Source organism: Streptomyces sp. NPDC090021, assembly GCF_044748225.1.
Classification (GTDB): Bacteria; Actinomycetota; Actinomycetes; order Streptomycetales; family Streptomycetaceae; genus Streptomyces.
Genome location: NZ_JBIVFO010000015.1, coordinates 25,598 through 48,687 on the forward strand (window position 1 = coordinate 25,598; position 23,090 = coordinate 48,687).

Genomic DNA, 23,090 nt, shown 5'->3' on the forward strand with positions numbered 1-23,090 from the left:
CCGCTCAACGGCGTCTGGACCCGGCGGCCCCGGCGGGCGGTCCGGGGTCGAGCGGCCGTGGAGGAGCCGTGGAGAAGCGGCTCCAGCGAACGTCGATCCGCCGGTCGGGTCCGTGTTGCGATGCTCGTCGGCAACGAGCACCCCGAGAGCCGGAGGCACACTGTGAGTCAAAACCTCGAAGCCGTGCGGCGGATGATCGCGGCGTACAACACGGGCCGGACGGACGACGTCCACGAGTTCATTCACCCGGAGTACCTGAATCCGGCCACGATCGAGCACGGGCTCGGTGAGGGGCCCGAGGCGTTCGCCATGGCGGTAGCCTGGGTGCGCAGGACCTTCTCCGAGGAAGTACACCTGGAGGAGGTCAGGATCGAGGAGCGGGGCGACTGGGTGCGGGCCTACCTGGTCCTCTACGGCCGCCAGGTCGGTCCCATGGTCGGCATCGCGCCGACCGGCCGCCGCTTCTCCGGGGAGCAGATCCACTTGCTGCGCGTCGTCGACGGCAGGATCAGGGATCACCGGGACTGGCCGGAGTACCAGAGCACGTACCGTCAGCTCGGCGAGCCGTGGCCGGAGCCGGAAGGCTGGCGCCGCTAGCGGGTGCCTTGTCGGGGAGAGCCGTGTGAGGAGCACCGATCGATGACCGAACAGCGGACCGTGGACTTCTGGTTCGACCCCGTCTGCCCGTACACGTGGATCGCCTCGCGGTGGCTGGTCGAGGTCACCAAGGTGCGGCCGGTGACCGTCCACTGGCGGGTGATGAGTCTGTCGGTGCTCAACGAGCACCGCGACGACAACCCCGAGGGCGAGTGGGAGGACTACATGTGGGCGCCGGTGCGGGTCTGTGCCGCGGTGGAGGAGCGGTACGGTCAGCGGGCGCTCGGCGACCTCTTCACGGCGATGGGCACCCGCTTCCACCTGCAGGGCGACTGGGGGAACCTGGCGGGCGCCCTGGCCGACGCCGGGCTGCCGGAGGAGATCGCGGAGGTCGCCGGTTCCACGGCGTACGACGCGGCCGTCCGGGCCTCGCACGCGCAGGCCGTGGCACTGGCCGGGGGTGACATCGGCACCCCGGTCGTGTCGGTCGTGCGGCCGGGCGGCGAACGGGTCGGCTTCTTCGGTCCGGTCGTCTCCCCCGCGCCCACGGGGGAGACGGCCGGCCGGCTGTGGGACGGCCTGCTGCTGATGGCCGGGGTTCCCGGCTTCTACGAGGTCAAGCGCACGCGGACCGGGGAGCCCCGGTTCGAGCTCGCCGACTGAGGCGGCCCGCCGCGGGCGGCGGCGCCGTGCGCCGGTGCGGGTCGCCGACCGCGGTCACCCGCACCGGCGTACGTGCCCCAGCAGGGCCTCGGCGAGCGGCGGGTGCACCGAACGCGGCAGGGCGTGGCCCATGTCCTCGATCTCGACGAGGTACGCGCCCGGGATCAGGCCGGCGAGGTGGCGCCCGTGGGGCGGTGGCGCGATCGGGTCCTGCCCGGCCTGGATCACCAGGGTGGGGACCCGGACGTCGCGCAGCTCGGCGGCCCGCTCCCGGGGCGGCGGCTGCACCGCGTAGTGCACCTGCGGCTCGGTGAGCGAACCCGAGTGCTCGACGGCCTGCCGTTCCCAGCGCCGGAAGTCGGCCTCGTCGAAGGGGGCCTCGTCGCCGGAGAACAGCTTCCACCGGCGCACCCGCCGCTCCAGTTCCGCCTCCGGGCCGTCCGCCTCCTCGTTCATCACGGCGAGCGCCCTGAGGAACCGTTCCTGCGGCAGGGGCAGTCCGTCGGCCGAGGCCTCGCCGGCGAAGGCGCGTCGGATGTTGCCGGGGAAGTCCACGTCGAGTGCGCCGCCGAGCATCATCGACATGCTCAGCATCCGCCGCGGGTGGTCGAGCGCGACCAGCTGGCACAGGACCGTGCCCATCGACATGCCGACGAAGTGGGCCCGTTCGACGCCCCAGCCGTCGAGTACCGCCACAGCGTCGGCGGCCAGCCGCAGGTAGCTGTACGGGCGTTCGGCGGGGTCCCAGGCGGTGGAGCGGCCCACTCCCCAGTGGTCGTAGCGGATCACGTGCAGCCCGCCGGCGACGAGCCGCTCGACGAACTCGGCAGGCCAGCTCATCGCGGTCAGGCCGCCGCCCGCCACCAGGAGGAGGGTGGGATCGGCGGGGTCCCCGAAGTCCTCGCTCCACAGCTGTACGTCCTGCGACGGGACGATGCGTTCTGCCACTTCGGTCTCCCTCTCGGCTCCTGGAACTCCTGGTTCCGTGGGTCTGCGGTCGTGGTGGACGGGACGGGCGGCGGCTCAGAGCGGGGCCAGTTCCCAGAGGCAGGAGTCCAGGGGCACGCTGGGCGAGGCCAGCGGCCCGGTCCGGGAGACGATCCGCAGTCCCGCCGCGTCGGCCAGGGCGGCCCATTCCCGGTCGGTGCGGACCCGGCCGCCGAGGAACACGAGCATGCGCATGTCGAGCACGCTGAAGTACAGGTCGGAGGTCCGGGTGCCGCCGGACGGGGCCTCGGCCCGCTCCAGCAGGACGATCCGGCCCCCGGGCCGCAGGGCGTCGCGGCAGCGTCCCAGGATCCGCAGCGCGTCCGTGTCCGACCAGTTGAGGAGGACGAACGACAGCACGGCGATGTCGGCGGACACCGGCAGTTCCTCGAAGAAGTCCCCGGCGACGACGTCGACGCGGTCGTCCAGGCCGGCCGCCTCGATGCGCTCCCGCGCCCGCCGCGCCGCTCCCGGCAGGTCCAGCAGGGTGCCGCGGGCCCCGGGCGCGGCCCGCAGGATCGCGCCGAGCAGACCGCCCGGCGCACCGCCCACGTCGAGCACGTGCCGGGCCCGGCTCCAGTCGTACGCGGCGACGGGCGCGGCGAAGGCGGCGTCCTCCCGGGTCGTCATCAGGGCGTCGAAGGAGGCGCCGAGCCCGTCGTCCTCGGACAGGTCCGTCCAGAAGGGCTTGCCGTAGCGGTCCTCGTACTGCGGCCGTCCGGTGCGGACGGCCTCGCGCAGGTCGAGGAAGGTCAGGTCGGCGCGGCCGACCGCCTGGTCCAGGTCGAGCCAGGAGCGCTGCCGTGACGGGTCGTCCTCGGCGAGCAGGTCGCCGAGGGGGGTGGGGGCGTAGCGGCCCGGTGCGCTCTCCTCCAGCACCCCGGCGGCGGCCAGGTGCCGCATCAGCCGGGCCAGGGCGTCCGCGTCCGCCCCGGTGGCCGCGGCGAGGGCCTCGGGGCTCGTGACGCCGCGGTGCAGGTGGTCGACCAGCCGCAGGGTGGCCGCGACGCGCAGCGCCATCGGGGTGACCAGGTTCGACATCCGCACCAGGGCGTCGACGGGCCGTTCCTCCACCGGTTCGTCCTTCGTCCCGCTCACGGTGTTTTCCCCTCCGGGTCGGTGCCGAGCGCCTGCGCGCTCAGGTGGTCGACGGCGTCGGCGTAGGTGAAGGGCTGCATGAACCAGCCGGCGCGGACGTCGCGGTAGTGGCGGGACAGGGGGTGGCTCGTGGTGAAGGACGCCCCGCCCATGAGGGTCATGCTGTCCTCGACGATCGCGGCCGCGGTGCGGTTGACGACGAGCTTCGCGTACTGGAAGGGCGCCATCATCAGGCGGCCGCGCTCGTCGGGGTCGACCGCCGTGCGGTGCGCGTGGTGGTCGGCGTTGGTCAGGGCCGCCGCGAGCGCCGTGCGGAGCGTGTAGAGCTTCACGTCGAGCTCGGCCACGAGGGTGCGCACGGCCGCGGCGGGCGGGCCGCCGCGCCGGGCGATGCCCGCGACGGCGAAGTCGCGGGCCGCCTGCGCGATCCCGGCGTACACTCCGAGCAGTCCGATCGAGCTGACGGTCTGCCCGGCCATCGCGGCGTCGTTGCGGACGCCGACCGGTCCGCGCAGGAAGACGTCGGCCGCGGGTACGGGGCAGTCCTCGAAGACGACCTCGGTGCTGGCGGACGCCCGCATGCCCATGCCGTTCCAGTTGTCCGGCGCCTTCAGGCCGGGGGTGTCGGCGGGCAGGAAGGCCGAGGCGAGCCGTGCGGGCCCGGAGGCGGGGCGGGTCTGCGCGGCGACCACGACGTGCGTGGCGAACGGGGCCATGCTGACGAGGATCTTACGGCCGGTCAGCCGCCAGCCGCCGTCCTCGGCGGGCACCAGCTCGGTGGTGACGCCGGCGTCCTTGAGGGCGCCGCTGATCAGGGCCCGTTCGGTGCCCATGAGCCGCAGCAGCCGCTCGGCCAGGGCGCGCCCGGTGTCGGTGCCGTGCTCCCGCTCGTACGACATGGTGATGCCGCGGCTGAACTGCATGTGCAGGGACAGGGCGACGGAGGCGTCGGCCTCGGCGATCCGTTTCACGGCGAGGCACACGTCGTGGACGCTGGCGACGCCCAGTCCGCCGAACTCCTGCGGCACGGTGGCGCCGAGCACGCCGTCGGCGCCCATGCGGCGGACGGCGTCGAGGGGGAACGTGGCGTTGCGGTCGTGCTCGGCGGCGCCGGCCGCCAGGTCCGGCAGGTGCCGGCCGAGCACCTCCAGCAGTGCGTGGCCCTCGGGTGTGCGCGGTTCGGTGAGGTCTCCCGCCGTCATGGCGTCTGTGTCCTTTCGTTCCGGATGACGTCCGCGGGACGCGTCGCCGCCAGATATCGGTCGATGGCGGACCGGTGGTATCCCGGCCCGAATCCCAGCCGGTCGAGCCCGGGCACCAGCCGCCGCAGTTTCCGTACCGACGGGCAGTGCCCGATGCCGTCGTCGGAGACCTGCCACCGGGCGGTGACGCCGAGCCGGTGTTCGAGGTGGCGCACGACCTCGGCCACTTCCACGCAGTCCCCGGACGCGACGTTCACGGTCTCGTCGCGGACCCCGGTGCGCAGCAGGGCGTCGACGACGGTGGTGAAGTCGGCGACGTGGAGCATGTCCCGGCGCGCTCCGTGCTGGACGCGTACCCGGCCCGCCAGGACCTGGGTCACCAGTGCCGTCAGGAGACGGAAGTCCGGTTCGTCCGGGCCCAGTACGTAGCCCAGCCGCAGGATGAGGTGGCGCACCCCGGAGGCCCTGACAAGCCGTTCGAGGTCGAGCTTGTGCCGGCCGTAGCGGGTGGACGCGGCCCGCGGGCCGCTCTCCTCGCCGGGGCCGCTGCCCTCGCCGGGACCCCCGTACATGCTGACGGTGGAGAAGAAGACGAGCATGCGGCCCTGCCGCAGGCAGTGCCGGACCGTGTCTTCGACGAGCGCGGTCTCGCGCAGGTGGTCCGCGTCGGGCAGCGGGTGCGTGGGCACTCCGGCGGCCAGCACCGTCACCGCGGGGTGTCCGGCCGCGAGCGGTGCGAGATGTCGTGCGAGGAACCCGTTCCCGATGATCTCCATCTGACAAGGCAGCCCTTCGGCTCGCTGGGGGCACCGACCCTGGCAGCAGGGTGTCGAAAGACACTCGAAGGAGGTGTTCAACAAGGCTCCGTGAGCCTTCAAGGACACGGGGGGAGGGTGGCACCACCACCCCCACCCCTTTCATGAGGCGAGGAGTCCCCATGCGCGCACTGTTCGTCAACTCCCCAGGGCTGGGGCACATCTTCCCGTCCGTGCCCCTGGCGCACGCGCTGACCGCGGCAGGTCACGACGTGCTGTTCGCCCAGGGCGGTGACGTCGGCGCGGTGGCCGCGGCGGGCGTCGACGTCGTCGATGTGACCCCCGGGCTCGACTATGCGACGGTCTTCCGGCCGGAGGAGATCGACTTCAGTGTCGACGGCGGGGACGAGTTCGTCGCCGCACTGTTCGCCAGGGTCTCGGGCGTCACCGTCGACCGGCTGCTGGAGGTCGCGCGCAGCTGGTCCCCCGACCTGGTCGTCCACTCGCCGCTGCAGGGCGCCGGGCCGCTGGTGGCCGGCGCGATCGGTGTGCCCGCCGTGTCGGTGGTCACCGGTCCGGCCGACAGTGCGCCGCTCATCGGCGCTCTGATGCGCGATCACATGAAGGAGCACTACGTGCGGCAGGATGTCGCACCGGTGCCGGCGCCCGGCCTCCGGCTCAACTCGATGCCGTCGAGCCTGCTGGCGCTGCTCCCGGATCGGGTACGGGCGGACGACGACGTACCGATGCGCTACGTGCCCTTCAATGGCAACGGAGAGCTGCCCGGCTGGCTGCTGGAGCCGCCGCGCCGGCCCAGGATCGCGGTGACGCTCGGGTCGATCGCCGGTCTGTGGGGCGGCCTGGCGGTGCTGGCGCCGCTCGTCGCGGCGGCGGGCGGCACGGACGCGGAGTTCGTCGTCACCCTCGGCGGCGGCGATCCGTCGCTGCTGGGCGAACTGCCGCCCAACGTGAGGACGGTGGACTGGCTCGCGCTGGGGCCGCTGCTGAAGACCTGTCACGGGCTGATCCACCACGGCGGGTCGGGTACGTCCGCGGTGGCGATGGCCATGGGCGTGCCCCAGTGCGTGATGCCGCTCAGCCCGGACCAGAAGGACAACGAGCGGGCGGTCGTCGAGCGGGGCATCGCGATCGGCGCGGCGGCGGGCACGGTCGGCGCGGCGGAGTTCCGGGCCCTGCTGGAGGACGAGGGGATGCGGGCGGCCGCGGCCGAGGTGCGCGACGAGGTGACGGCGATGCCGTCCCCCGCCGCGCTCGTCGGGCGCCTGGAGTCCCTGGTGTGAGGGGCCGCGGGCCGCGGGCGCCGGCCGGCGCGTCAGCGGCCCGGCGGCCGGACGGACAGGGCGTGGCGGAAGACGTCCGCCGGGTCCCAGCGGGCCTTGACCTGCTGGAGTCTGGGGTAGTTGTCCCGGTAGTAGAAGGTGTGCCAGGGCACCCCGGAGGTGTTCCACCGGGGGTCGGCGAGGTCGACGTCCGGGTAGTTGACGTAGGCCCCGCCGTTGGCCGCGTCGGGGACGGGGACGCCCCCGGTGTCCGCGTAGACGTCCCGGTACAGCTCGCGCACCCAGGCCAGCTGTTCGTCGCCGGAGATCCCGGGCCACCAGGAGGTCTCGTAGGAGGCGCTGAAGAGGCTGTCCCGGTGCGGGATCGCCGTCGCTGCCGCCGGTACCGTGTTGATCCTGCCGCCGAGGGTGGAGAGGTACACGGCCGAGCCCTGGTGCTCACCGTCCGGGCTGGTCAGGTAGCGGTGGAGGGTGCGGATCTGGGTCTGCGTCCATGCCTTGCGCAGCAGCGCGGCCTTGGACTTGAAGGGGTACCTGCCGCCGGCGTAGGGGTCGGCGGTCAGGGTGGACTTCATCCACAGCGCGGTCGACTGTTCGGCCTCGTGCCGCACTCCCGTGCCGGTGGTGACCGCCGCGACGTACTCGTCGAGGAGCTTCGCGCCGTGCGGCAGGGCACCGTCGACGTTGGCCACGAGGGTGAACCGTCCGGCGGCCCGGTGGTTCAGGATCAGCCAGGCGCTGAGGGGTGCGTAGCGGGAGCCGGTGCCGGACTCCTTCTCGTGCCAGGTGCCGTGGTTGCGCAGGATCCGCACGAAGGCCGCCTCGGTCATGTCCGCCCACGACCAGCCGATGGTGACGGAGCGGATGGTCGCCGGGGGCCTGGGCAGCAGGGTCGTGGGGTCGTTGCCGTGCGTGCCGGGCGAGCGCATCAGATAGCGGGTGACGACGCCGAAGTTCCCGCCCCCGCCCCCGGTGTGGGCCCACCACAGGTCGTGGTGGGGGTCGGCGGGGTCGCGGGTGGCGGTGACCAGGCGGGCCCGGCCGCGGCGGTCGGCGACGACGACCTCGACGCCGTACAGGTGGTCGGCGACGAAGCCGTGGTGCCGCGACAGCCCCCCGTACCCGCCGCCGGCGATGTGCCCGCCCGCGCCGACGCTCGGGCAGGCGCCCGCCGGGACGGTCACGCCCCAGCCGAGGTAGAGGGTGCGGTAGACCTCGCCGAGGGTCGCGCCGGACTCGACGGCGAAGGCGTTGTGCCGGGGGTCGTAGTGGACGGACTTCATCTCGGAGACGTCGACGACGACCTGGACGGCCGGGTCGTCGACGAAGCCCTCGAAGCAGTGTCCGCCGCTGCGGACGGCGATCCGCCGGCCGGTCCGCAGGGCGTCGTCCACCGCGGCGACCACCTGGTCCGCGCGGTGGACCAGGCGTACGGACTCCGGCCGCCCGGAGAAGCGCCCGTTGTAGCCGCGGGCGATCAGCTCCTCGTAGCGGGGGTCGCCCGGGCGGATGTCCTTGGCCGGGGGCGCCGGGAAGCACCCGGCGGACGCGGTGTCCGCCCCGGTCTCCGCGGCCACGGCCGCTCCGCTGCCGGCCGCGGCGAGTGCCGCGGCGCCGCCGGCCGCGACGCCGCCCGCGATGAATCCGCGGCGCGATAGGTCCTTCACTGCCACTCTCCCTGTCGTTGGTGCGGTCGTCGCCCGGCGAGCCCTTCGAGTACGGGCACGACGGCGCCGGGCGTGGGCATCCGGCGCGACTCCCCGCGCAGCCGGTCGGCCGCCCGGGCGAAGGACGGTTCCTCCAGCAGCCGCGTGATCAGGCCGCGCAGCATCGCGGCGTCGGCCTTCTCCGGATGCGCGACCCGCAGGCCTGCGCCGTGCCGCTCCAGCAGACGTGCCTTGTGGTCGGTGTCCCACACCCCGTCGGGCAGGATCAGCTGCGGCACCCCGCAGCTCAGCGCGGTGTTGAAGGTGCCCGCTCCACCGTGGTGGATCACCGCGGAGCAGCTGGGGAGCAGGGTCTCCAGCGGTACGAAGTCCACGACGCGGACGTTGTCCGGCACCGCGGTGACGGACGCGAGCTGGGCCTGGTTCAGGGTGGCCACCACCTCGGCGTCGAGCCCGGCCACCGCCGTGAGCACTTCGCCGAGGGGGACCCGGTCCGCGCCGAGCAGCTCGCGGTGGGAGACCCCGAGGGTGAGGCAGACGCGCCTGCGCGGCTGCGGCTCGCGCAGCCAGTCCGGGAGGACGGAGCTGCCGTTGTGGGGCGCGCACCGCATCGGTATCCGGTCCGGTGCGTCCAGGAGGCGCAGAGTGGCCGGGAGCGGGTCGATGGTGCGCTGCCCGACGACGAGGTCCTCGCCGAACTCCCCGCCGTAGCGCCGTACGGTCTCGCCCAGCCATTCCTCCATGGGGTCCTCGCGCTGCAGCGGGTGGAGCCGGCCCACCGCGTCGAGGTAGGGCCGGCGCATCCGGCCGATGAGGTCCAGGCCGAACAGCAGCCGGACGTGGGCCGCGCCGACGGCCCGGGCGGCCACGGGACCGGCGAAGGTGAGCGGGTCCCAGACGACCAGGTCGGGCCTCCACCACCGGGCGTGGCGCACCAGGTCGTCGATCATCGCAGGATCCGAGTACTGCTGGAACACCTGGGTGGTCATGGCGGTGAAGACGCCGTGCATGTACTCGTACGTCAGCTTCTGCGGACGGATCTCGGTCATGTCCGTCCAGTACTCGTACCGCTCGGCGACGGCCCGGTACGCGTCGGCGCCGGCCGTCCCCTCCCATGCCCCGGCGTCCTGCGCCGTGCCGTCGCCGGACCCGTCGTGCTGTTCGTACGACTCCATCCGGGCCGCCTGGTCGAGGGCGGCTCCGGCGGTCACGGCGGTCAGGCCGGTGCGGGTGATGTCGTCGGCGAGGTCGGGCTGGCCGGCCATGTGGACCTCGTGACCGGCCGCCCGCAGTGCCCAGGCCAGCGAGACCTGTGCGAACAGATGGGACTTCGCTGTGTGTGTGGTGAACAGGACCCGCATCGGGCACCCTTCCTCCTCCGGCGTGGCTCGCGTGTTCCGGGCGCGGGCGCGCTCAGAGCACGCGGACGTCCGGGACGTAGCGGATCCATTGGCCGCCGGAGTCCCGGAACCGCTGTTCCTTGGCGATGATCTCCTCGGCGTGGTTCCAGGCGAACAGCACGGCGTAGTCGGGGTAGGGGTTCTCGAAGTCGGCCCGGGAGCGCACCGGGATGTGCGAGCCGGGGGTGAGCCGTCCCTGCTTGTTCGGGGTGGTGTCGGAGATGAACGAGATGAGGTCGGGCCCGATGCCGCAGTAGTTGGCGACGGTGGCGCTCTTGGCGGTGGCCCCGTACCCGACGACCGTACGGCCCTCGTCGCGCAGCCTGCGCAGCAGCGCCACCAGTTCGTCCCGGGCCCGCTCCACGCGGGTCACGAAGCCCTGGAGGGTGGTGAGTTCGGACAGCCCGCGCAGGCGCTCCTGTCCCAGCAGTTCGGCGACCGCGGGCGAGGGGGTGCGCCGTCCGGCGCGGGCGATGGTGTAGCGGACCTCGCCGCCGTGGACGGGGAGGCGTTCCACGTCGACCAGTTCGAACCCGAACCGCTCCACCATGGCGCTGACGGAGGAGACGGAGAAGAAGTAGTAGTGCTCGTCGTAGATCTGGTCGAAGGAGGCGAGGTCGACGATGTCGGCGAGGTAGGGGTCCTCGAAGACGAACACCCCGTCCGGTGCCAGCAGTTCGTCCACGCCGCGGAAGATCGAGTCCAGGTAGGGGATGTGGCAGATGGTGTTGGCCGCGAAGATGACCTGGGCGTGTCCCTCCTCCTTGCGGATGTCGGCGGCCGTCGACTCCTGGAAGAACTCGGTGGCGACGCGGATGCCCTGGCGCCGCGCGATGTCGGCCACGCTCTGCGAGGGCTCGACGCCCAGGTGGCGGACTCCGGCCTCGGCGAGTGCGCGGAGCATGACGCCGTCGTTGCAGCCCAGTTCGACGAGGAAGGCGTCCTTCCCGGCGAGTTCGCTCTGCAGGAAGTGCCGGGCGGTCTCCTCGAAGTGCCCGCGCATGACGGAGGACCCGGACGACAGGTACGGATAGTGGCTGTTGAACATCAGGTGGCGCGGCACTTCCTCGGTGAGCTGGACCATGGTGCAGTCCCCGCAGACGCCGACGGCCAGCCGGAAGAAGAACTCGTCGCCGAGGTATTCGGGCTCCAGGAGCCCACTGGAGAGCGGTTGCTGTCCAAAGTCGATGAACTCGTGCAGCCGACCGCCGCAGATCCGACAACTGAGCACGTTGGGTGTCCTCTTCCTTGAGTGGCTTCCACAGCTGGTTTCCACAGGTGGCTTCCACAGGTGGCTTCCACGGGTGGCTTCCTCGGGTGCCGCTGAACGCCGTGCCGGCCCGGTGGCGGCTACAGGCCTCCCGGCCAGTCCTCGTCGGCGCGCAGCAGGGCCCGGGCGAGGTTCTGGTAGAAGGCCACGACGCCCGGTTCCTTGGGGCTCAGGTGGCCGCGGGCGGCGAAGCGGGACCCCACCGCGCGCTGGACGGCCTCCAGGCCGGTGCGGTCCTCACTGTTGATCATTCCGGCGTATGTCTCGGCCTGCCGGCGCATCTCGTCGAGGTCGGCGCCCTCCAGGGCGGCGCGCGGTACGAGGATGCCGCCGCGGACCAGCGTCCGGTCGATCGTCCGCGGGATGAGGCTGAGCCAGATGACCATCTCGCCCGCCGCGGCCAGGCTCGCCGCGGGGAAGACGAAGACGCCGTACAGGTGGGCCTTCTCCGCGTCGGTCAGCGGCAGGGCGTAGGCCTCCTGCGGCTCGGTGAACGGGACGAGCAGGCGCAGCGCCCAGGGGGAGTCGACCCGTACGTCGGTGTCGGACCCGCCGGGCGTGGACTTCTGGAGGGTCTCCCGGTGGAACCCCAGGACGTGGTAGTTCTCGTGGGCGTTCTCGACGGCGACCTTCCAGTTGCAGGCCCACTCCTCGCTCCAGGAGCCGAGCTGCGCCATCTCGTCGAGGCGGTAGTTGGCCAGGTCGCCCGAGACGCGTGTGAGTTCGGGGGCCAGGGGGGCCGCGCGGGCGTCGAGGTTCACGTACACGAAGCCGTGCCACTCCTCGACGGCGAAGGCGGGCAGTCGGCAGTCCTTCGGGTCGAAGTCCGGGTTCCCCCGCATGTGGGTGGCGCCGATGAGCCGGCCGTCGAGTCCGTACCGCCAGAGGTGGTACGGGCAGGTGAAGGAGTCGGCCCGGCCGGCGGCGCCGGGTTCGAGGAGCGGCATCATCCGGTGGCGGCAGATCGGTGACATTCCGTGGAGGGCGCCGTCCGCGTCGCGGGTGACCACGATCTGCTCGCCCGCGACGTCGACCGAGACGTAGCTGTTCGGCTCGGCGAGTTCGTCGCGGTGCGCGACGAGCACCCACGAACGACCGAAGACGCGGGTGCGTTCGAGTTCGTACAGCTCGGGCGAGGTGAACGCGCGCGGCGGGAGACTGAGCCGGGGTGCCTGGTCCAGGTAGCCGCGCAGTACGTCCAGCAGCCCGGCGACCTCGTCCTGTGCCGACGGGGAACCGGCCCCGGGGCGTTCGCCGGCGGTCCGGTCTGTGCTCGTGCCTGTGCTCACGGTGGGACTCCAACCTGTGCCGCGGGTCCGTGGTGCCCCGACCCTGGCAGGGCGGGTTCGAAGCCTGCTCGACAGCGGGGTCCGGGGCCACGGGCGTCCCCCGGGTCCCGTGCGTCAAGCCGGTCTCCGGCGTTCCTCTAGCGGCCCGCCCGACCATCGGTCCGCCGGACCCCTGTCCCTTCCCCCGTGCCTGTCGGGTTCGCCGCCGGGTGCCCGTCGAACGAGGTCGCCGTGTACGGAGCCGAACTGGCCGAGATCTACGAGCTCATCCACCGCAGCCGCGGCAAGGACTACCGGGAGGAGGCCGCCGAGGTGGAGCGGCAGGTGCGGGCGCGCAGGCCGGACGCGGCCTCCCTGCTGGACGTGGCCTGCGGCACCGGGGCCCACCTGCGCTGCTTCGACGAGCTGTTCGACGAGGTGGCCGGGCTGGAGCTGTCGGAGCCGATGGCCCGCTTCGCGCGGACGGCACTGCCTCGGGTGCCCGTGCACGTGGGCGACATGCGGGACTTCGAGCTCGGCCGCACCTACGACGTCATCACGTGCATGTTCGGCTCGATCGGCTACCTGCTGACGCAGGAGGCGCTGGTCGACGCGCTGCGCCGGTTCGCGCGGCACCTGACGCCCGGCGGGGTGGTGGCCGTCGACCCGTGGTGGTTCCCGGAGACGTACCTGGACGGGCATGTCGCCGGCAGCACGGCGACGGTCGGGGAGCGGACCGTGTCCCGGGTCTCGCACTCGGTGCGGGAGGGGGCCGCTTCCCGGATGGACGTGCACTATCTGGTCGCCGACGGCGCCTCGGGCGTACGGCACTTCCACGAGACGCACCTGATCGGCCTGTTCGCGCGGGAGCGGTACGAGGCGGCGTTCGAGGCCGCCGGTTTCCGCGTCGACTACGTCCCCGTCGCGCCCGCCGGACGGGGTCTCTTCGTCGGCGTCCCGTCCGCCGGCTGATCCGGCGGACGGGACGGGCGGGGGTCCGGGGCGGGGATCAGGGCTGCCGGGCCAGTTGCTCGTTGGCCTGGTCGAGGAACTGGTTCAGCGTCTTGATCCGGGTCTCCGCGTCGGGCATGCCGATGGAGTACCTCCGCTCCACCTGGCTGATCGCCTCCAGCAGGGCGAGCGAGTCGTAGCCGAGGACGCTCAGCTCGACGTCACCGACGTCGTCACCGTCCAGACCGGCGCCGTCCGGCTCGCCCGCGCACTGCCGGAAGATCTCGACCAGTACCGGCAGGGTCAGTTCACTCATCACACGTACCTCTCTCCGCTCGTGGGGACTCCTGGGTGGGGGGCGCTCGCCGACGAGCGCCCGGGAGGGCGGCCGGGGCTCAGCCCGCCGCCTTCCACATGTCGTGCAGGGAGGCGCGCAGTCCGATGGCCGGGCGCCAGCCCAGCACCCGCTCCGCGCGCCGGACGTCGGCCTTGGTCCAGCCGCCGCCCTTGCTCTCGACGGGCCCGCCGGTCTCCTCGACCGTTCCGGGCGGGAATCCGGCCGCCTCGACCAGGGTCGTGACCAGGTGGCGCATCGTGGGCGCCTCTCCGCGCCCGATGTTGAACACGTTGCCGGACGCCGCCGCGTCCGCGGCCAGCAGGACCGCCGAGGCCACGTCGCGCACGTCGACGTAGTCGCGGGCCGCATCGGCGATCACCAGCTCCAGCCGCTCCCCCGGCGCCAGGGCGCGCAGGCGGCTCAGGACCGTGCCGAGGAAGCTCACCTCCGACGGGTGCGGGCCGCACACGTTGACGGGGCGCAGCACGACCCCGTCGACGTCCCCGGTCCGGGCCGCCGCCAGTACGGCCCGGGATCCGGCCAGTTTCGTCCGGGCGTACGGGGTGCTCGGCTCCGGGGTCACCGACTCGTCGATGCCGTCGGGGTCCGGCGGTACGAACCCGTACTCGTGGATGCTGCCGACGTGGACGACTCGGGGGCGGCCGGGCAGCATCGCGACGCCGGCGAGCAGCCGCTCCACCAGTCGCACGTGGGCGCGGTGCATCGCCTCCTCGGTCACCACCCATCCGCCCGTGGCGTTGACGACGACCTCCACGTGGTGCTCGGCGAGGAGTGCGGCGATGTCCCGGGGTTCCGCCGCCGCCACGTCCAGCGGGACGAAGGGGTGCGCGGCGCTGTGCGGGGCCCGGTGCCGGGCCACGCCGAGGACCTCGTGGCCCGCGCGGGCGAACGCCGCGGCCACCTGTCGTCCGATGGTGCCGGTCGCGCCCAGTACGGCGACCGCACCGGGCCTTCTCACCTCACGCGGGGTCGCCACCGCGTCCTCCTTCCGGCGTCGTCCTTTCGGCGTCGTCCCGCGTCGTCCCGTGTGGTCGCGACGGTTCGCCGCGGGGCGGCGGTCACGGGTGCCGGTCGTCACGGCTGACGCGGCGTTCGCGTACCTTCAGTTCGCCGTCGACCCGGACGAGCACGTCCTCGCACACGCACATCAGGTGCAGGCGGGGGCTGCCGCCCCGCGGGGTCGCGATGATCTGCGCGTACGAACGGACGCTCAGGGTGCCGTCCTCGCACGGCCGGACCGCCACCATGCCGAGCAGGTGCCGGTGCACCTCGCCGGCCTCGGCCAGCGCCGCGGCGGCCTTGTCGACCCCCGCGGCCAGGGCGGCCCGGCCGACGACCGGTTCGGGCAGGGAGGGCGGGGCGAACGATCCGTCCTCGGTGAAGGTCCGCGCCCAGCCCGCGCCGTCGCCGGCGTCCAGCAGGTGCATGTGGTCGGCGTAGAACTGCTGTACTTCGGCATAGAGGGCATCGAACGACGACGAGGTTCCCGTCCGCATTGCCACCGCGTCCTCCTCACGCTGGTCCCGTTCGGGGCGAACGGGCGCACCCGCGAACGATTCCCGACGCCCTTCGACTTCGGCTCGAACGTGACGCGCGGGAGCCGAGTGAGGCTTGAGCGCTTCTCCGTCGCCGCCGAGCACGATCGGCCCGTCGGTACGAGCGGTTTCGGTGCGTGGGAGGCCCCTGTGCGGTTGATCGACCTGTCGTCGGCGGTGGATGCCGCCGCCTACGAGCCGGATCCGGTGGTGCACGAGGTCTTGACGCCCCGTCAGGGCGCGGAGCACATGAGCGCGGAGATGCGGACGCACTTCGGGCTGGAGTTCTCCCCGGACGAGCTGCCCGACGGGGAGTTCCTCTCGCTCGACCGGATCACGCTGACCTCGCACACCGGCACGCACGTCGACGCCCCCTCGCACTACGGCTCCCGGGCCGGCTACGGCGACGGCGTGCCGCGGCACATCGACCGGATGCCGCTGGAGTGGTTCTGCCGGCCGGGGATCGTGCTGGACCTCACCGACGCGCCGACCGGAGCGGTCGGGGCCGGCCGGCTGGAGAAGGAGTTCGAACGGATCGGTCGCGCCCCGGCGCCGATGGACATCGTCCTGCTGCGCACCGGTGCCTCGCGGCGGGCGGGCACCCCGGCGTACTTCACCGAGTTCGCCGGGCTGGACGGTCCGGCCGTGAACCTGCTGCTGGACCTGGGGGTACGGGTGATCGGGACGGACGCGTTCAGCCTGGACGCCCCGTTCACCGACATCATCGAGCGCTACCGGAGCACGGGGGACCGCTCGGTGCTGTGGCCGGCGCACTTCGCCGGCCGCGACCGGGAGTACTGCCAGATCGAGCGGCTGGCGAACCTCGACGCCCTGCCCGCGCCGTACGGGTTCACCGTCGTCTGCTTCCCCGTGAAGATCGCGGGCGCGGGCGCGGGCTGGACCAGGGCGGTCGCCATGGTCGCCGACTGACCGGCCCCCGCGAGGGACCCGACACCGACACCCCCACCGACCCCGACAGGAGAGAGATGTACGGACAGGAGCTGGCGGAGGTCTACGAGATCTTCTACCGCAGCCGGGGAAAGGACTGGCCCGCGGAGGCCGCCCACGTCACGGACCTGGTACGGGCGCGGTGCCCGGAGGCGGACTCCCTGCTCGACGTGGCCTGCGGCACCGGGGCCCATCTGGAGACCTTCGGAACGCTGTTCGGGCACACCGAGGGGCTGGAGATCGCCGCACCCATGCGGGAGCTGGCCCACCGGCGGCTGCCCGCGGTGACCGTCCACCCCGGCGACATGCGCGCGTTCGGCCTCGGCCGCACCTTCGACGCGGTCGTGTGCATGTTCTGCGCCATCGGCTACCTGGGCACCGTCGCCGACCTGCGGGACGCGGTGCGCACGATGGCCCGGCACGTGCGCCCCGGCGGAGTGCTCGTCATCGAGCCGTGGTGGTTCCCGGAGGACCACGTCGAGGGGTACGTCGCGGGCGACCTCGGCCGGGAGAACGGCCGTACCGTGGCGCGGATCTCGCACTCGACGCTCCAGGGCCGCGCGACCCGGATGGAGGTGCGGTTCCTGGTCGGCGACAGCTCCGGCATCCGGGAGTTCACCGAGGTCGACGTCCTCACCCTGTTCACCAAGGACGAGTACCTCGCGGCGTTCGCCGACGCGGGGTGCACCGTCGAGTACCTCCCCGGCGAACCGACCGGCCGCGGTCTGTTCGTCGGTGTACGCCAGTAGGACCCGGCCGGAATCGTGCCCGAGACGAGCGGAGACAGTGACGCAGCCATGACCACTTACGTATGGGACTACCTGCGCGAGTACGAGAACGAGCGGGACGACATCCACGACGCCGTCGAGACCGTACTGCGGTCGGGACAGCTCGTGCTCGGTGCCAGCGGGCGGGGATTCGAGGAGGAGTTCGCCGCCTACCACGGGGTCGGGCACGCCGTGGGCGTCGACAACGGCACCAACGCGATCAAGCTGGGGCTCCAGGCGATCGGCGTGGGCCCCGGCGACGAGGTGATCACGGTCTCGAACACCGCGGCGCCCACCGTGGTGGCCATCGACGCCGTGGGGGCCACGCCCGTCTTCGTCGACGTCCACCCCGAGACCTATCTGATGGACGTCGAGCAGGTGTCCGCGGCCGTCACCGAACGCACCAGGTGCCTGCTCCCGGTCCACCTGTACGGGCAGTGCGTGGACATGGCCGCGCTCCGGGCCGTGGCGGACGAGCACGGCCTGCTGGTCTTGGAGGACTGCGCGCAGGCCCACGGCGCCCGCCGGGACGGACGCCTCGCCGGCACCTGGGGGGCCGCCGCCGGGTTCTCGTTCTATCCCACCAAGGTGCTCGGGGCCTACGGCGACGGCGGCGCCGTCATCACCTCGGACCCGGCGGTGGACGCCGCGCTGCGGCGGCTGCGGTACTACGGCATGCAGGAGCGCTACTACGTCGTCCAGACCCCGGGGCACAACAGCCGCCTGGACGAACTGCACGCGGAGATCCTGCGCCGCAAGCTGCGCCGGCTCGACGCCTACGTCGAGGGCCGGCGCGCGGTGGCCCGGCGGTACACCGAGGGCCTCGCCGGCACCGGGCTGGTGCTGCCGTCGACGGCTGCGGGCAACGACCACGTGTACTACGTCTACGTGGTCCGCCATCCGCGGCGCGACGCGATCATCGAGGCGCTGAAGGGCTACGACATCCAGCTGAACATCAGCTACCCGTGGCCGGTCCACACCATGACGGGCTTCGCCCACCTCGGATACCCCAAGGGGTCCCTGCCCGCCACCGAGTCGGCGGCCGAGGAGATCTTCTCGCTGCCCATGTACCCCTCGCTGGACCCGGCGGTGCAGGACAAGGTGATCGGCGCGCTCCACGACGTGCTGGCCACGCTGTGAGCCCTGTCCCCACCGGACGGGACGGGGCCGGGGGCCGCCGGGTCCGCATGGGCGTGCTCGGCTGCGCGGACATCGCGCTGCGCCGGATGCTCCCGGCCATCGCGGCGGCCGACTCGGCCGAGCTCGTCGCGGTGGCCAGCCGGGACGCCGCGAAGGCGGAGCGGGCGGCGGCCCGGTTCGGGTGCGCCGGGGTCAAGGGCTACCGCACGCTGCTGGAGCGGGACGACATCGACGCGGTGTACGTCCCGCTCCCGCCCGCCCTGCACTTCGAGCAGGTGGCCGAGGCACTGGGGGCCGGGAAGCACGTGCTGTGCGAGAAGCCGCTGTGCACGACCCACGCGGAGGCCGCCGAGCTGATGGAGCTCGCCCGGCGGCACCGCCGGATCCTCGCCGAGAACTTCATGTTCCTGCACCACTCCCAGCACGCCGGGGTCCGCTCGCTCGTCGCATCGGGTGCCATCGGCGGACTGGAGGTGCTCTCCGGTTCCTTCGGAGTGCCGCCGCTGGATCCCACGGGGTTCCGGTACGCGCCCTCGCTCGGCGGTGGCGCACTGCTGGACGTCGGTGTCTATCCGCTGCGCACGGCGCAGATGTACCTGTCGGGCGAGCCGGAGGTGCTGGCGGCCACCCTGCGGGTGGACGACGCGACCGGGGTGGACGTGGCGGGCACGGCGCTGCTGTGCGCCCCGGACGGCGTGGCGGCGCAGCTGGAGTTCGGGTTCCGGCACTCCTACCGGTCGCGCTACGCCCTGTGGGGCGGCACGGGACGGATCTCGGTGGAGCGGGCGTACACCCCGCCGGAGGTGCTCAAGCCCGTGGTCCGGCTCCAGCAGCAGGACCGTCTCACCGAGCTGGCGATGCCCGCCGACGACCAGGTGGGCAACGCGCTGGCCGCGTTCACCTCGGCCGTCCTGTCCGGCGGGGACGGTCCGGTCGGCGAGGCGGAGTCGCTCCTGCAGGCCAGGCTGGTGGAGGACGTCCGCAAGGTCGCCAGGATCGTCGGCGGCTGAGCCGGTGGAAGGGCTCGGCGAGGGCGGGAGCCGCGGGCGGCGGCGCCCGGGCTGCGGCGGCCTCGGCGCGGACCTACGCTGATCGGGTGACCGGCCGCGCCGGAGGGCAGGGTGCCACCTGCCGCCGCCCGGCGGCGGCCCGAGGGAGGTGACGCCCGATGTCCGCATCCCGGGCAGCAGCCGCGGCCCGCCGCGCGGCTGCGGGAACCGTCTGTCTGATCGTGTTCGCGGGCGCCGGCACCGGCGCCGCCCTGGCCGACGACAACGGCATGGCCGACAAGAGCGCACAGGCCATCGCCGAAGCCTCCCGCACGGCGATGTCCGAGGTCACGTCCATGCGCATGGTGGCCGAGGTGACCGAGGGGCCGGGCACCACCGGCCTGGACATCCGCTTCGACGAGGCGGGCGACTGCGTCGGCACCGTCACGCCTCCCGGCGGCTCCGGCAGGGCCGACGTCATCAAACGCGGCAACGACGTATGGATGAAGCTCGACGACGAACTGCTCCGGGCCCAGGTGCCGGGCCCCGCGGCCGAGGACGCGATCGCGCTCATCAACGGCCGCTACCTGCACGGCACCACGGACAACATCATGCTGCGCGACTTCGCCCAGTTCTGCGATCTCGACTACTTCAAGAGGGAGTTCTCCTCGAAGCCGGCGAACGAGCAGCTGCAGAAGGGCCCACGCACCACCGTCGACGGCCGTCCGGCCATCACCGTGACCGGCAAGCGCGGCGGCGACACGGGCACCTACCTGGTGTCGACGCAGGACGAGCCGTACCTCCTGCGCATCCAGGGGGCCAAGGCCTCCGGGGAGCGGGTGGACGCCACCTTCTCCGCCTTCGACGAGCCCGTCCGCCCCGAGCCCCCCGCGCCCGCCGACTCGGTGGACCTGTCCCAGCTCCGATAGCGGGCCACGCGAAGGGAACACCATGATCACCACTGGCTTCGCCGCGGGCACCCCCTGCCGGATCGGCCTCGGCGCTCCCGACGTGCCCGCCGCGGCGGCCTTCCACGGCGGGGTCCTCGGCCGGTGGTACAGCGACATGGAGCTGCCGGGTGGCGGGGGCACGTGTGGGGCGACGTCTTCGGCATGTGCACGGACCGCTTCGGCGCGTCCCCTGGCTCGTCAACATCAACACCTTCGAGGGCTGACCGGACCGCGACCAGGGACGGCCCGCCGGCGCCACCGTCCACGGTGGCGCCGGGGCCGTCCCCGTTTCGACACCGCGGCACCTGCACCGGCGGCCGGACTCCTGCATGATCGATTCTCCGCCCCCTTTCGATCACAGGAGTCCAGCCCCATGTCCGACATCACCGTGCGCGCCGTCCGGTCCGGGGACTTCGCGCAGTGGCGCGCCCTGTACCGCGGCTACGCCGACTTCTACCGCGTGGAGCAGACCGAGGAGGCTGCGGCCACGGTGTGGTCGTGGGTGACCGATCCGTCCCACGAGGTGGGCGCCCTGGTCGCCGAGGACACCGCGGGGCGGCTGCTCGGCCTGGCCCACTACCGCCCCTTCGCCCGGCCTCTCTCCGCCACGGTCGGCTGCTTCCTCGACGACCTGTTCGTGGCACCGGAACACCGCGGCTCGGGCGCCGCCGACCTGCTGCTCGGCGCGCTGCGCGAACTCGCGGCCGAACGGGGCTGGAGCGTGGTCCGCTGGATCACGGCGGACGACAACCACCGGGCGAGGGCCAAGTACGACCAGGTCGCCACCCGCACGATGTGGGTCACCTACGACATGGCTCCCGGGCGCGGGTGAGAACGGCCCGCAAGTGCCCGCGTGTCAGCCTGCACTGACGGCACGTCATGGACGGGCGACGAAGGGAACGGATGGACACCTCCGTCGGCTGGACCTGCCGGCCTGAGCGTCCTCAGGCCGCAGCGGGTGCGAGGGCGACCGCCAGCGCCGCCGCCGCGAGGACACCGGCGGCGAGGCGCGTGGTGCGCGCCGGCCCGGCCGCGAACCGTTCCGCCGTGACGATCCCGGTGAGCAGCGCCATCCAGGCGAGCATGGCGACGCCCCCACCGGCTGTGGCCATCGCCGCCATCAGCGCCCAGCACGACCGCAGGCAGGCTCCGCCGTGGCGCAGCCCGAAGCGGACGGTGCCCGTCGCGGCGCGCGGGCCGCTGAGCGGCAGCGGGGAGGGGCGGTGGCAGTCGCGCAGGGCGCGCCGCTTGTGGACCGTCAGCTGCCAGGCGGCGGCGAGCGCGAGCGCGCCGGCCGCCACGGCGTGACCGGGCGGCCGGGACCACAGCGGGGCCGTCACGAGGAGCACTGCGCCGTAGCCGGTCCACACCGCGAGGTAGACGGCGGCGAAGGCCGCCATCGCGCGCTGCCGGCACCGGCGCAGGCTGTTCTCGCCCACGTGGGCGAGGGCCGGGAGCGCCGCGGGCAGCATCATCGCGCCGCACATGAGAGTCCACGTCGCGAGGCTCCCGAAGCCGACGGTACCGGGGCCGGGAGCGCTGTGGGGCGGGTGCGCCGGGATCACGTGGTGAGGGGCCACCTCGCCGGCCGGAGGGACGGCCGGGGCCGCCGGGTGGAGGCCGTGCACCGCCCCGGTCACGGTCAGCGCGATCACGGCGATCCAGGCGGCGACGGCCGCCAGCTCGTACCAGAGGGTGACGCGCGGGCGCTGCCACCGCGACGCGGGCGCCGTCCGCGCCCGCCCCGCGCTCGCCAGGACCATCAGCTGTAGCTGAGGCTGACGCGCCCGATCTCGACCGGCGGGTCCTCGTCCGCCATCCCTTCCGTGCCGTCCGCGGCCACCCGTCCGAGGGGGAGGAACGTCACGCGCAGCCGGGCTTCGTCCCAGGCGCCGTCGGCCTGGAGACTGCGCACGAGCGGGGTGATCTCGACGCTCACCCGCAGGCCGTGGGGGTGCTCGTCACCCCGTGGGTCCTGGGCCCGCTCGATCCCGAAGAAGGACAGGTTGCCGGCCCGGTGGCCCTCCGCCTGTTCCCGGGTGGCCTCCTCGGGGAGGTTGACGTAGATGCCGTAGACCGTGTCGGGGTTCGTGTCCCCCTCGATGTCCTCGACGTTGAGGTAGACGTGCCGGTCGGTCTCGGGTCCGGCGACGCCGAACGCCTCGCCCAGGGGCAGGGTGGTCCGCCGGTCGATCGGGACGGCGACGCTCGCGGCGCGGCCGACGAGGCGCAGGGGTTGCTCGGAGGAGCCCGCCATCTCACGCCGCCCGGGCGGGGTCGGCCCCGGGGTGCTCGGACCGCTCGTCGTCTCGGGCACGGGGGGCCTCCTCACGGACGGCGGCAGCGGAACCGGAGGGGAGATCGGCACGGGCTCCTCGTACGTGTAGCCCAGCCCGCCGGAGATGTCGAGGATGTCGGACGCCGCGAGGCTCTGCCGGCTCCCGTCCGCGTCGAAGAACGTGTACTCCTGGCTGGTCCAGCGCGGGTCGTCCGGGTTGTCGTGCCCCGCGCGGCTCGCCCACACGAACCACAGGCGGTCGATGTTGGCGTGGTGGAGCCAGAAGACCGGATCGAGCGCGGCCGTGGTCGTCCTGCCCATCCAGCGGCCGATGTAGCTGTGCACGTCGTTGTGGGGGGTGCCCTCCAGGGCGCCCCTGCGGTTCCAGAAGGCGCCGCCGTTCAGCGTGATGCCCCCGCCGAACTCGGTCTCGCCGACGAACAGGGTGCGCCCCATCGCGTAGGCCGGGGAGGTGATCTCGACGGGCAGGGGTTCGCCCTGGTTGACGAGGTTCGCCCGGTCGGCGAACAGCGGGTTGGAGCCGCCCTCCTCGTCACGGAAGGCCGGGGGGATCCGGGCCTGTTCCCGGTCGGCGTCGTAGTCCCAGAACGGCAGGGCCCAGTCGGCCGGGCCGCCCAGCTGCACGACCGTCGCACGGACGATCCGCTCGAAGTACCAGAGGTACATGCGGTGCCAGGCGAGGAAGTACCAGGATCCGTGCTTGCAGCCGTTCCACAGCGGCATGGAGGGAGTCGTGTTCGTGCCGTGGACGGCCGCCTGGTAGGTCCAGCCGGTGGGATCGTCGGGTGCACGCTTCTTCATCTCGGCGACGGCCGCCGCGTAGTGGGCGAGTGTCAGGTCGCCGGGCGGGAGGGTCCACACGTTCCTGCGTACGTGCGCCACCTGCTGAGGGCTGCCCATCGTGTCCGCCTTCCGTTGGAAACCGGGAGGAAACCTACCGAAAGC

The 23,090-nt window shown here is 73.0% G+C and carries 23 protein-coding genes; 10 read left to right on the plus strand and 13 right to left on the minus strand.

Annotated features, from left to right (window positions below):
• Nucleotides 1-162: 162 nt before the first annotated feature.
• Together ACIPXC_RS14205 and ACIPXC_RS14210 are read left to right on the plus strand one after the other, a co-directional pair.
• The gene (locus tag ACIPXC_RS14205; RefSeq protein ID WP_401616856.1) at nucleotides 163-597 is read left to right on the plus strand and encodes a SnoaL/DnrD family polyketide biosynthesis methyl ester cyclase; all 435 of its coding nucleotides are present in this window, start codon (nucleotides 163-165) and stop codon (nucleotides 595-597) included.
• Nucleotides 598-639: 42 nt separating this feature from the next.
• On the plus strand, nucleotides 640-1,260 hold the full coding sequence (locus tag ACIPXC_RS14210) for a disulfide bond formation protein DsbA (protein WP_401616859.1): 621 nt from the start codon (nucleotides 640-642) through the stop codon (nucleotides 1,258-1,260).
• Nucleotides 1,261-1,314: 54 nt separating this feature from the next.
• On the opposite strand, the gene ACIPXC_RS14215 is transcribed toward ACIPXC_RS14210, so the two are convergent.
• The 4 genes from ACIPXC_RS14215 to ACIPXC_RS14230 form a co-directional block, all read right to left on the minus strand.
• On the minus strand, nucleotides 1,315-2,208 hold the full coding sequence (locus ACIPXC_RS14215; RefSeq protein ID WP_401616862.1) for an alpha/beta fold hydrolase: 894 nt from the start codon (nucleotides 2,206-2,208) through the stop codon (nucleotides 1,315-1,317).
• Nucleotides 2,209-2,283: 75 nt separating this feature from the next.
• Entirely contained in the window at nucleotides 2,284-3,345 is a 1,062-nt protein-coding gene (locus ACIPXC_RS14220) for a methyltransferase (RefSeq protein ID WP_401616865.1), read from the minus strand.
• A complete protein-coding gene (locus ACIPXC_RS14225) occupies nucleotides 3,342-4,547 on the minus strand; it encodes an acyl-CoA dehydrogenase family protein (RefSeq protein WP_401616868.1) in 1,206 nt (401 codons plus the stop codon). The genes ACIPXC_RS14220 and ACIPXC_RS14225 overlap by 4 nt, the downstream gene beginning before the upstream one ends.
• Nucleotides 4,544-5,323: an NAD-dependent epimerase/dehydratase family protein gene (locus ACIPXC_RS14230; protein ID WP_401616870.1), complete on the minus strand. Its 780-nt coding sequence runs from the start codon at nucleotides 5,321-5,323 to the stop codon at nucleotides 4,544-4,546. The genes ACIPXC_RS14225 and ACIPXC_RS14230 overlap by 4 nt, the downstream gene beginning before the upstream one ends.
• A 161-nt stretch (nucleotides 5,324-5,484) precedes the next feature.
• Here ACIPXC_RS14230 and ACIPXC_RS14235 point away from each other — a divergent pair, with 161 nt between their 5' ends.
• Complete coding sequence (locus ACIPXC_RS14235; RefSeq protein ID WP_401616872.1) at nucleotides 5,485-6,603, plus strand: glycosyltransferase; 1,119 nt, start codon at nucleotides 5,485-5,487, stop codon at nucleotides 6,601-6,603.
• Between the two features lie 32 nt (nucleotides 6,604-6,635).
• On the opposite strand, the gene ACIPXC_RS14240 is transcribed toward ACIPXC_RS14235, so the two are convergent.
• From ACIPXC_RS14240 to ACIPXC_RS14255, 4 genes are all read right to left on the minus strand, one after another.
• A complete protein-coding gene (locus tag ACIPXC_RS14240) occupies nucleotides 6,636-8,270 on the minus strand; it encodes an FAD-binding oxidoreductase (RefSeq protein WP_401616875.1) in 1,635 nt (544 codons plus the stop codon).
• The gene (locus ACIPXC_RS14245; protein ID WP_401616878.1) at nucleotides 8,267-9,631 is read right to left on the minus strand and encodes an activator-dependent family glycosyltransferase; all 1,365 of its coding nucleotides are present in this window, start codon (nucleotides 9,629-9,631) and stop codon (nucleotides 8,267-8,269) included. Before ACIPXC_RS14245 ends, ACIPXC_RS14240 begins: the two co-directional genes overlap by 4 nt.
• 52 nt (nucleotides 9,632-9,683) lie before the next feature.
• On the minus strand, nucleotides 9,684-10,901 hold the full coding sequence (locus ACIPXC_RS14250; RefSeq protein ID WP_401616881.1) for a methyltransferase domain-containing protein: 1,218 nt from the start codon (nucleotides 10,899-10,901) through the stop codon (nucleotides 9,684-9,686).
• 119 nt (nucleotides 10,902-11,020) lie between these two features.
• Nucleotides 11,021-12,229 (minus strand): aromatic ring-hydroxylating dioxygenase subunit alpha, encoded by a 1,209-nt coding sequence (locus tag ACIPXC_RS14255; RefSeq protein ID WP_401616883.1) that lies wholly within the window; start codon nucleotides 12,227-12,229, stop codon nucleotides 11,021-11,023.
• A 231-nt stretch (nucleotides 12,230-12,460) separates the two neighbouring features.
• Between ACIPXC_RS14255 and ACIPXC_RS14260 the strand changes: the two genes are divergently transcribed.
• On the plus strand, nucleotides 12,461-13,180 hold the full coding sequence (locus ACIPXC_RS14260) for a class I SAM-dependent methyltransferase (protein ID WP_401617156.1): 720 nt from the start codon (nucleotides 12,461-12,463) through the stop codon (nucleotides 13,178-13,180).
• Between the two features lie 37 nt (nucleotides 13,181-13,217).
• Here ACIPXC_RS14260 and ACIPXC_RS14265 read toward each other — a convergent pair whose 3' ends face one another.
• From ACIPXC_RS14265 to ACIPXC_RS14275, 3 genes are all read right to left on the minus strand, one after another.
• Nucleotides 13,218-13,475 (minus strand): phosphopantetheine-binding protein, encoded by a 258-nt coding sequence (locus ACIPXC_RS14265; protein WP_401616886.1) that lies wholly within the window; start codon nucleotides 13,473-13,475, stop codon nucleotides 13,218-13,220.
• 79 nt (nucleotides 13,476-13,554) lie between these two features.
• Entirely contained in the window at nucleotides 13,555-14,493 is a 939-nt protein-coding gene (locus ACIPXC_RS14270) for an NAD-dependent epimerase/dehydratase family protein (protein ID WP_401616889.1), read from the minus strand.
• Between the two features lie 82 nt (nucleotides 14,494-14,575).
• On the minus strand, nucleotides 14,576-15,013 hold the full coding sequence (locus tag ACIPXC_RS14275) for a nuclear transport factor 2 family protein (RefSeq protein WP_401617158.1): 438 nt from the start codon (nucleotides 15,011-15,013) through the stop codon (nucleotides 14,576-14,578).
• 189 nt (nucleotides 15,014-15,202) lie between these two features.
• Between ACIPXC_RS14275 and ACIPXC_RS14280 the strand changes: the two genes are divergently transcribed.
• The 6 genes from ACIPXC_RS14280 to ACIPXC_RS14305 all read left to right on the plus strand — a co-directional run bounded on the left by ACIPXC_RS14280 (nucleotide 15,203) and on the right by ACIPXC_RS14305 (nucleotide 20,678).
• A complete protein-coding gene (locus tag ACIPXC_RS14280; protein ID WP_401617161.1) occupies nucleotides 15,203-15,982 on the plus strand; it encodes a cyclase family protein in 780 nt (259 codons plus the stop codon).
• Between the two features lie 56 nt (nucleotides 15,983-16,038).
• Nucleotides 16,039-16,749: a class I SAM-dependent methyltransferase gene (locus ACIPXC_RS14285; protein ID WP_401616891.1), complete on the plus strand. Its 711-nt coding sequence runs from the start codon at nucleotides 16,039-16,041 to the stop codon at nucleotides 16,747-16,749.
• Nucleotides 16,750-16,797: 48 nt separating this feature from the next.
• The gene (locus tag ACIPXC_RS14290) at nucleotides 16,798-17,907 is read left to right on the plus strand and encodes a DegT/DnrJ/EryC1/StrS family aminotransferase (RefSeq protein ID WP_401616894.1); all 1,110 of its coding nucleotides are present in this window, start codon (nucleotides 16,798-16,800) and stop codon (nucleotides 17,905-17,907) included.
• Nucleotides 17,904-18,917 carry a Gfo/Idh/MocA family protein gene (locus ACIPXC_RS14295; protein WP_401616897.1) on the plus strand — a complete coding sequence of 338 codons (1,014 nt, stop codon included), beginning with the start codon at nucleotides 17,904-17,906 and terminating at the stop codon, nucleotides 18,915-18,917. Before ACIPXC_RS14290 ends, ACIPXC_RS14295 begins: the two co-directional genes overlap by 4 nt.
• Nucleotides 18,918-19,075: 158 nt before the next feature.
• Nucleotides 19,076-19,825, plus strand: coding sequence for a hypothetical protein (locus ACIPXC_RS14300; RefSeq protein WP_401616900.1), 750 nt, complete (start codon nucleotides 19,076-19,078; stop codon nucleotides 19,823-19,825).
• Nucleotides 19,826-20,219: 394 nt separating this feature from the next.
• On the plus strand, nucleotides 20,220-20,678 hold the full coding sequence (locus ACIPXC_RS14305) for a GNAT family N-acetyltransferase (protein WP_401616903.1): 459 nt from the start codon (nucleotides 20,220-20,222) through the stop codon (nucleotides 20,676-20,678).
• Between the two features lie 112 nt (nucleotides 20,679-20,790).
• Here the strand turns inward: ACIPXC_RS14305 and ACIPXC_RS14310 are convergent, their stop codons facing one another.
• Together ACIPXC_RS14310 and ACIPXC_RS14315 are read right to left on the minus strand one after the other, a co-directional pair.
• A complete protein-coding gene (locus tag ACIPXC_RS14310) occupies nucleotides 20,791-21,609 on the minus strand; it encodes a DUF2182 domain-containing protein (protein ID WP_401616905.1) in 819 nt (272 codons plus the stop codon).
• Nucleotides 21,609-23,045: a tyrosinase family protein gene (locus tag ACIPXC_RS14315; protein ID WP_401616908.1), complete on the minus strand. Its 1,437-nt coding sequence runs from the start codon at nucleotides 23,043-23,045 to the stop codon at nucleotides 21,609-21,611. The genes ACIPXC_RS14310 and ACIPXC_RS14315 overlap by 1 nt, the downstream gene beginning before the upstream one ends.
• Nucleotides 23,046-23,090 lie beyond the last annotated feature (45 nt).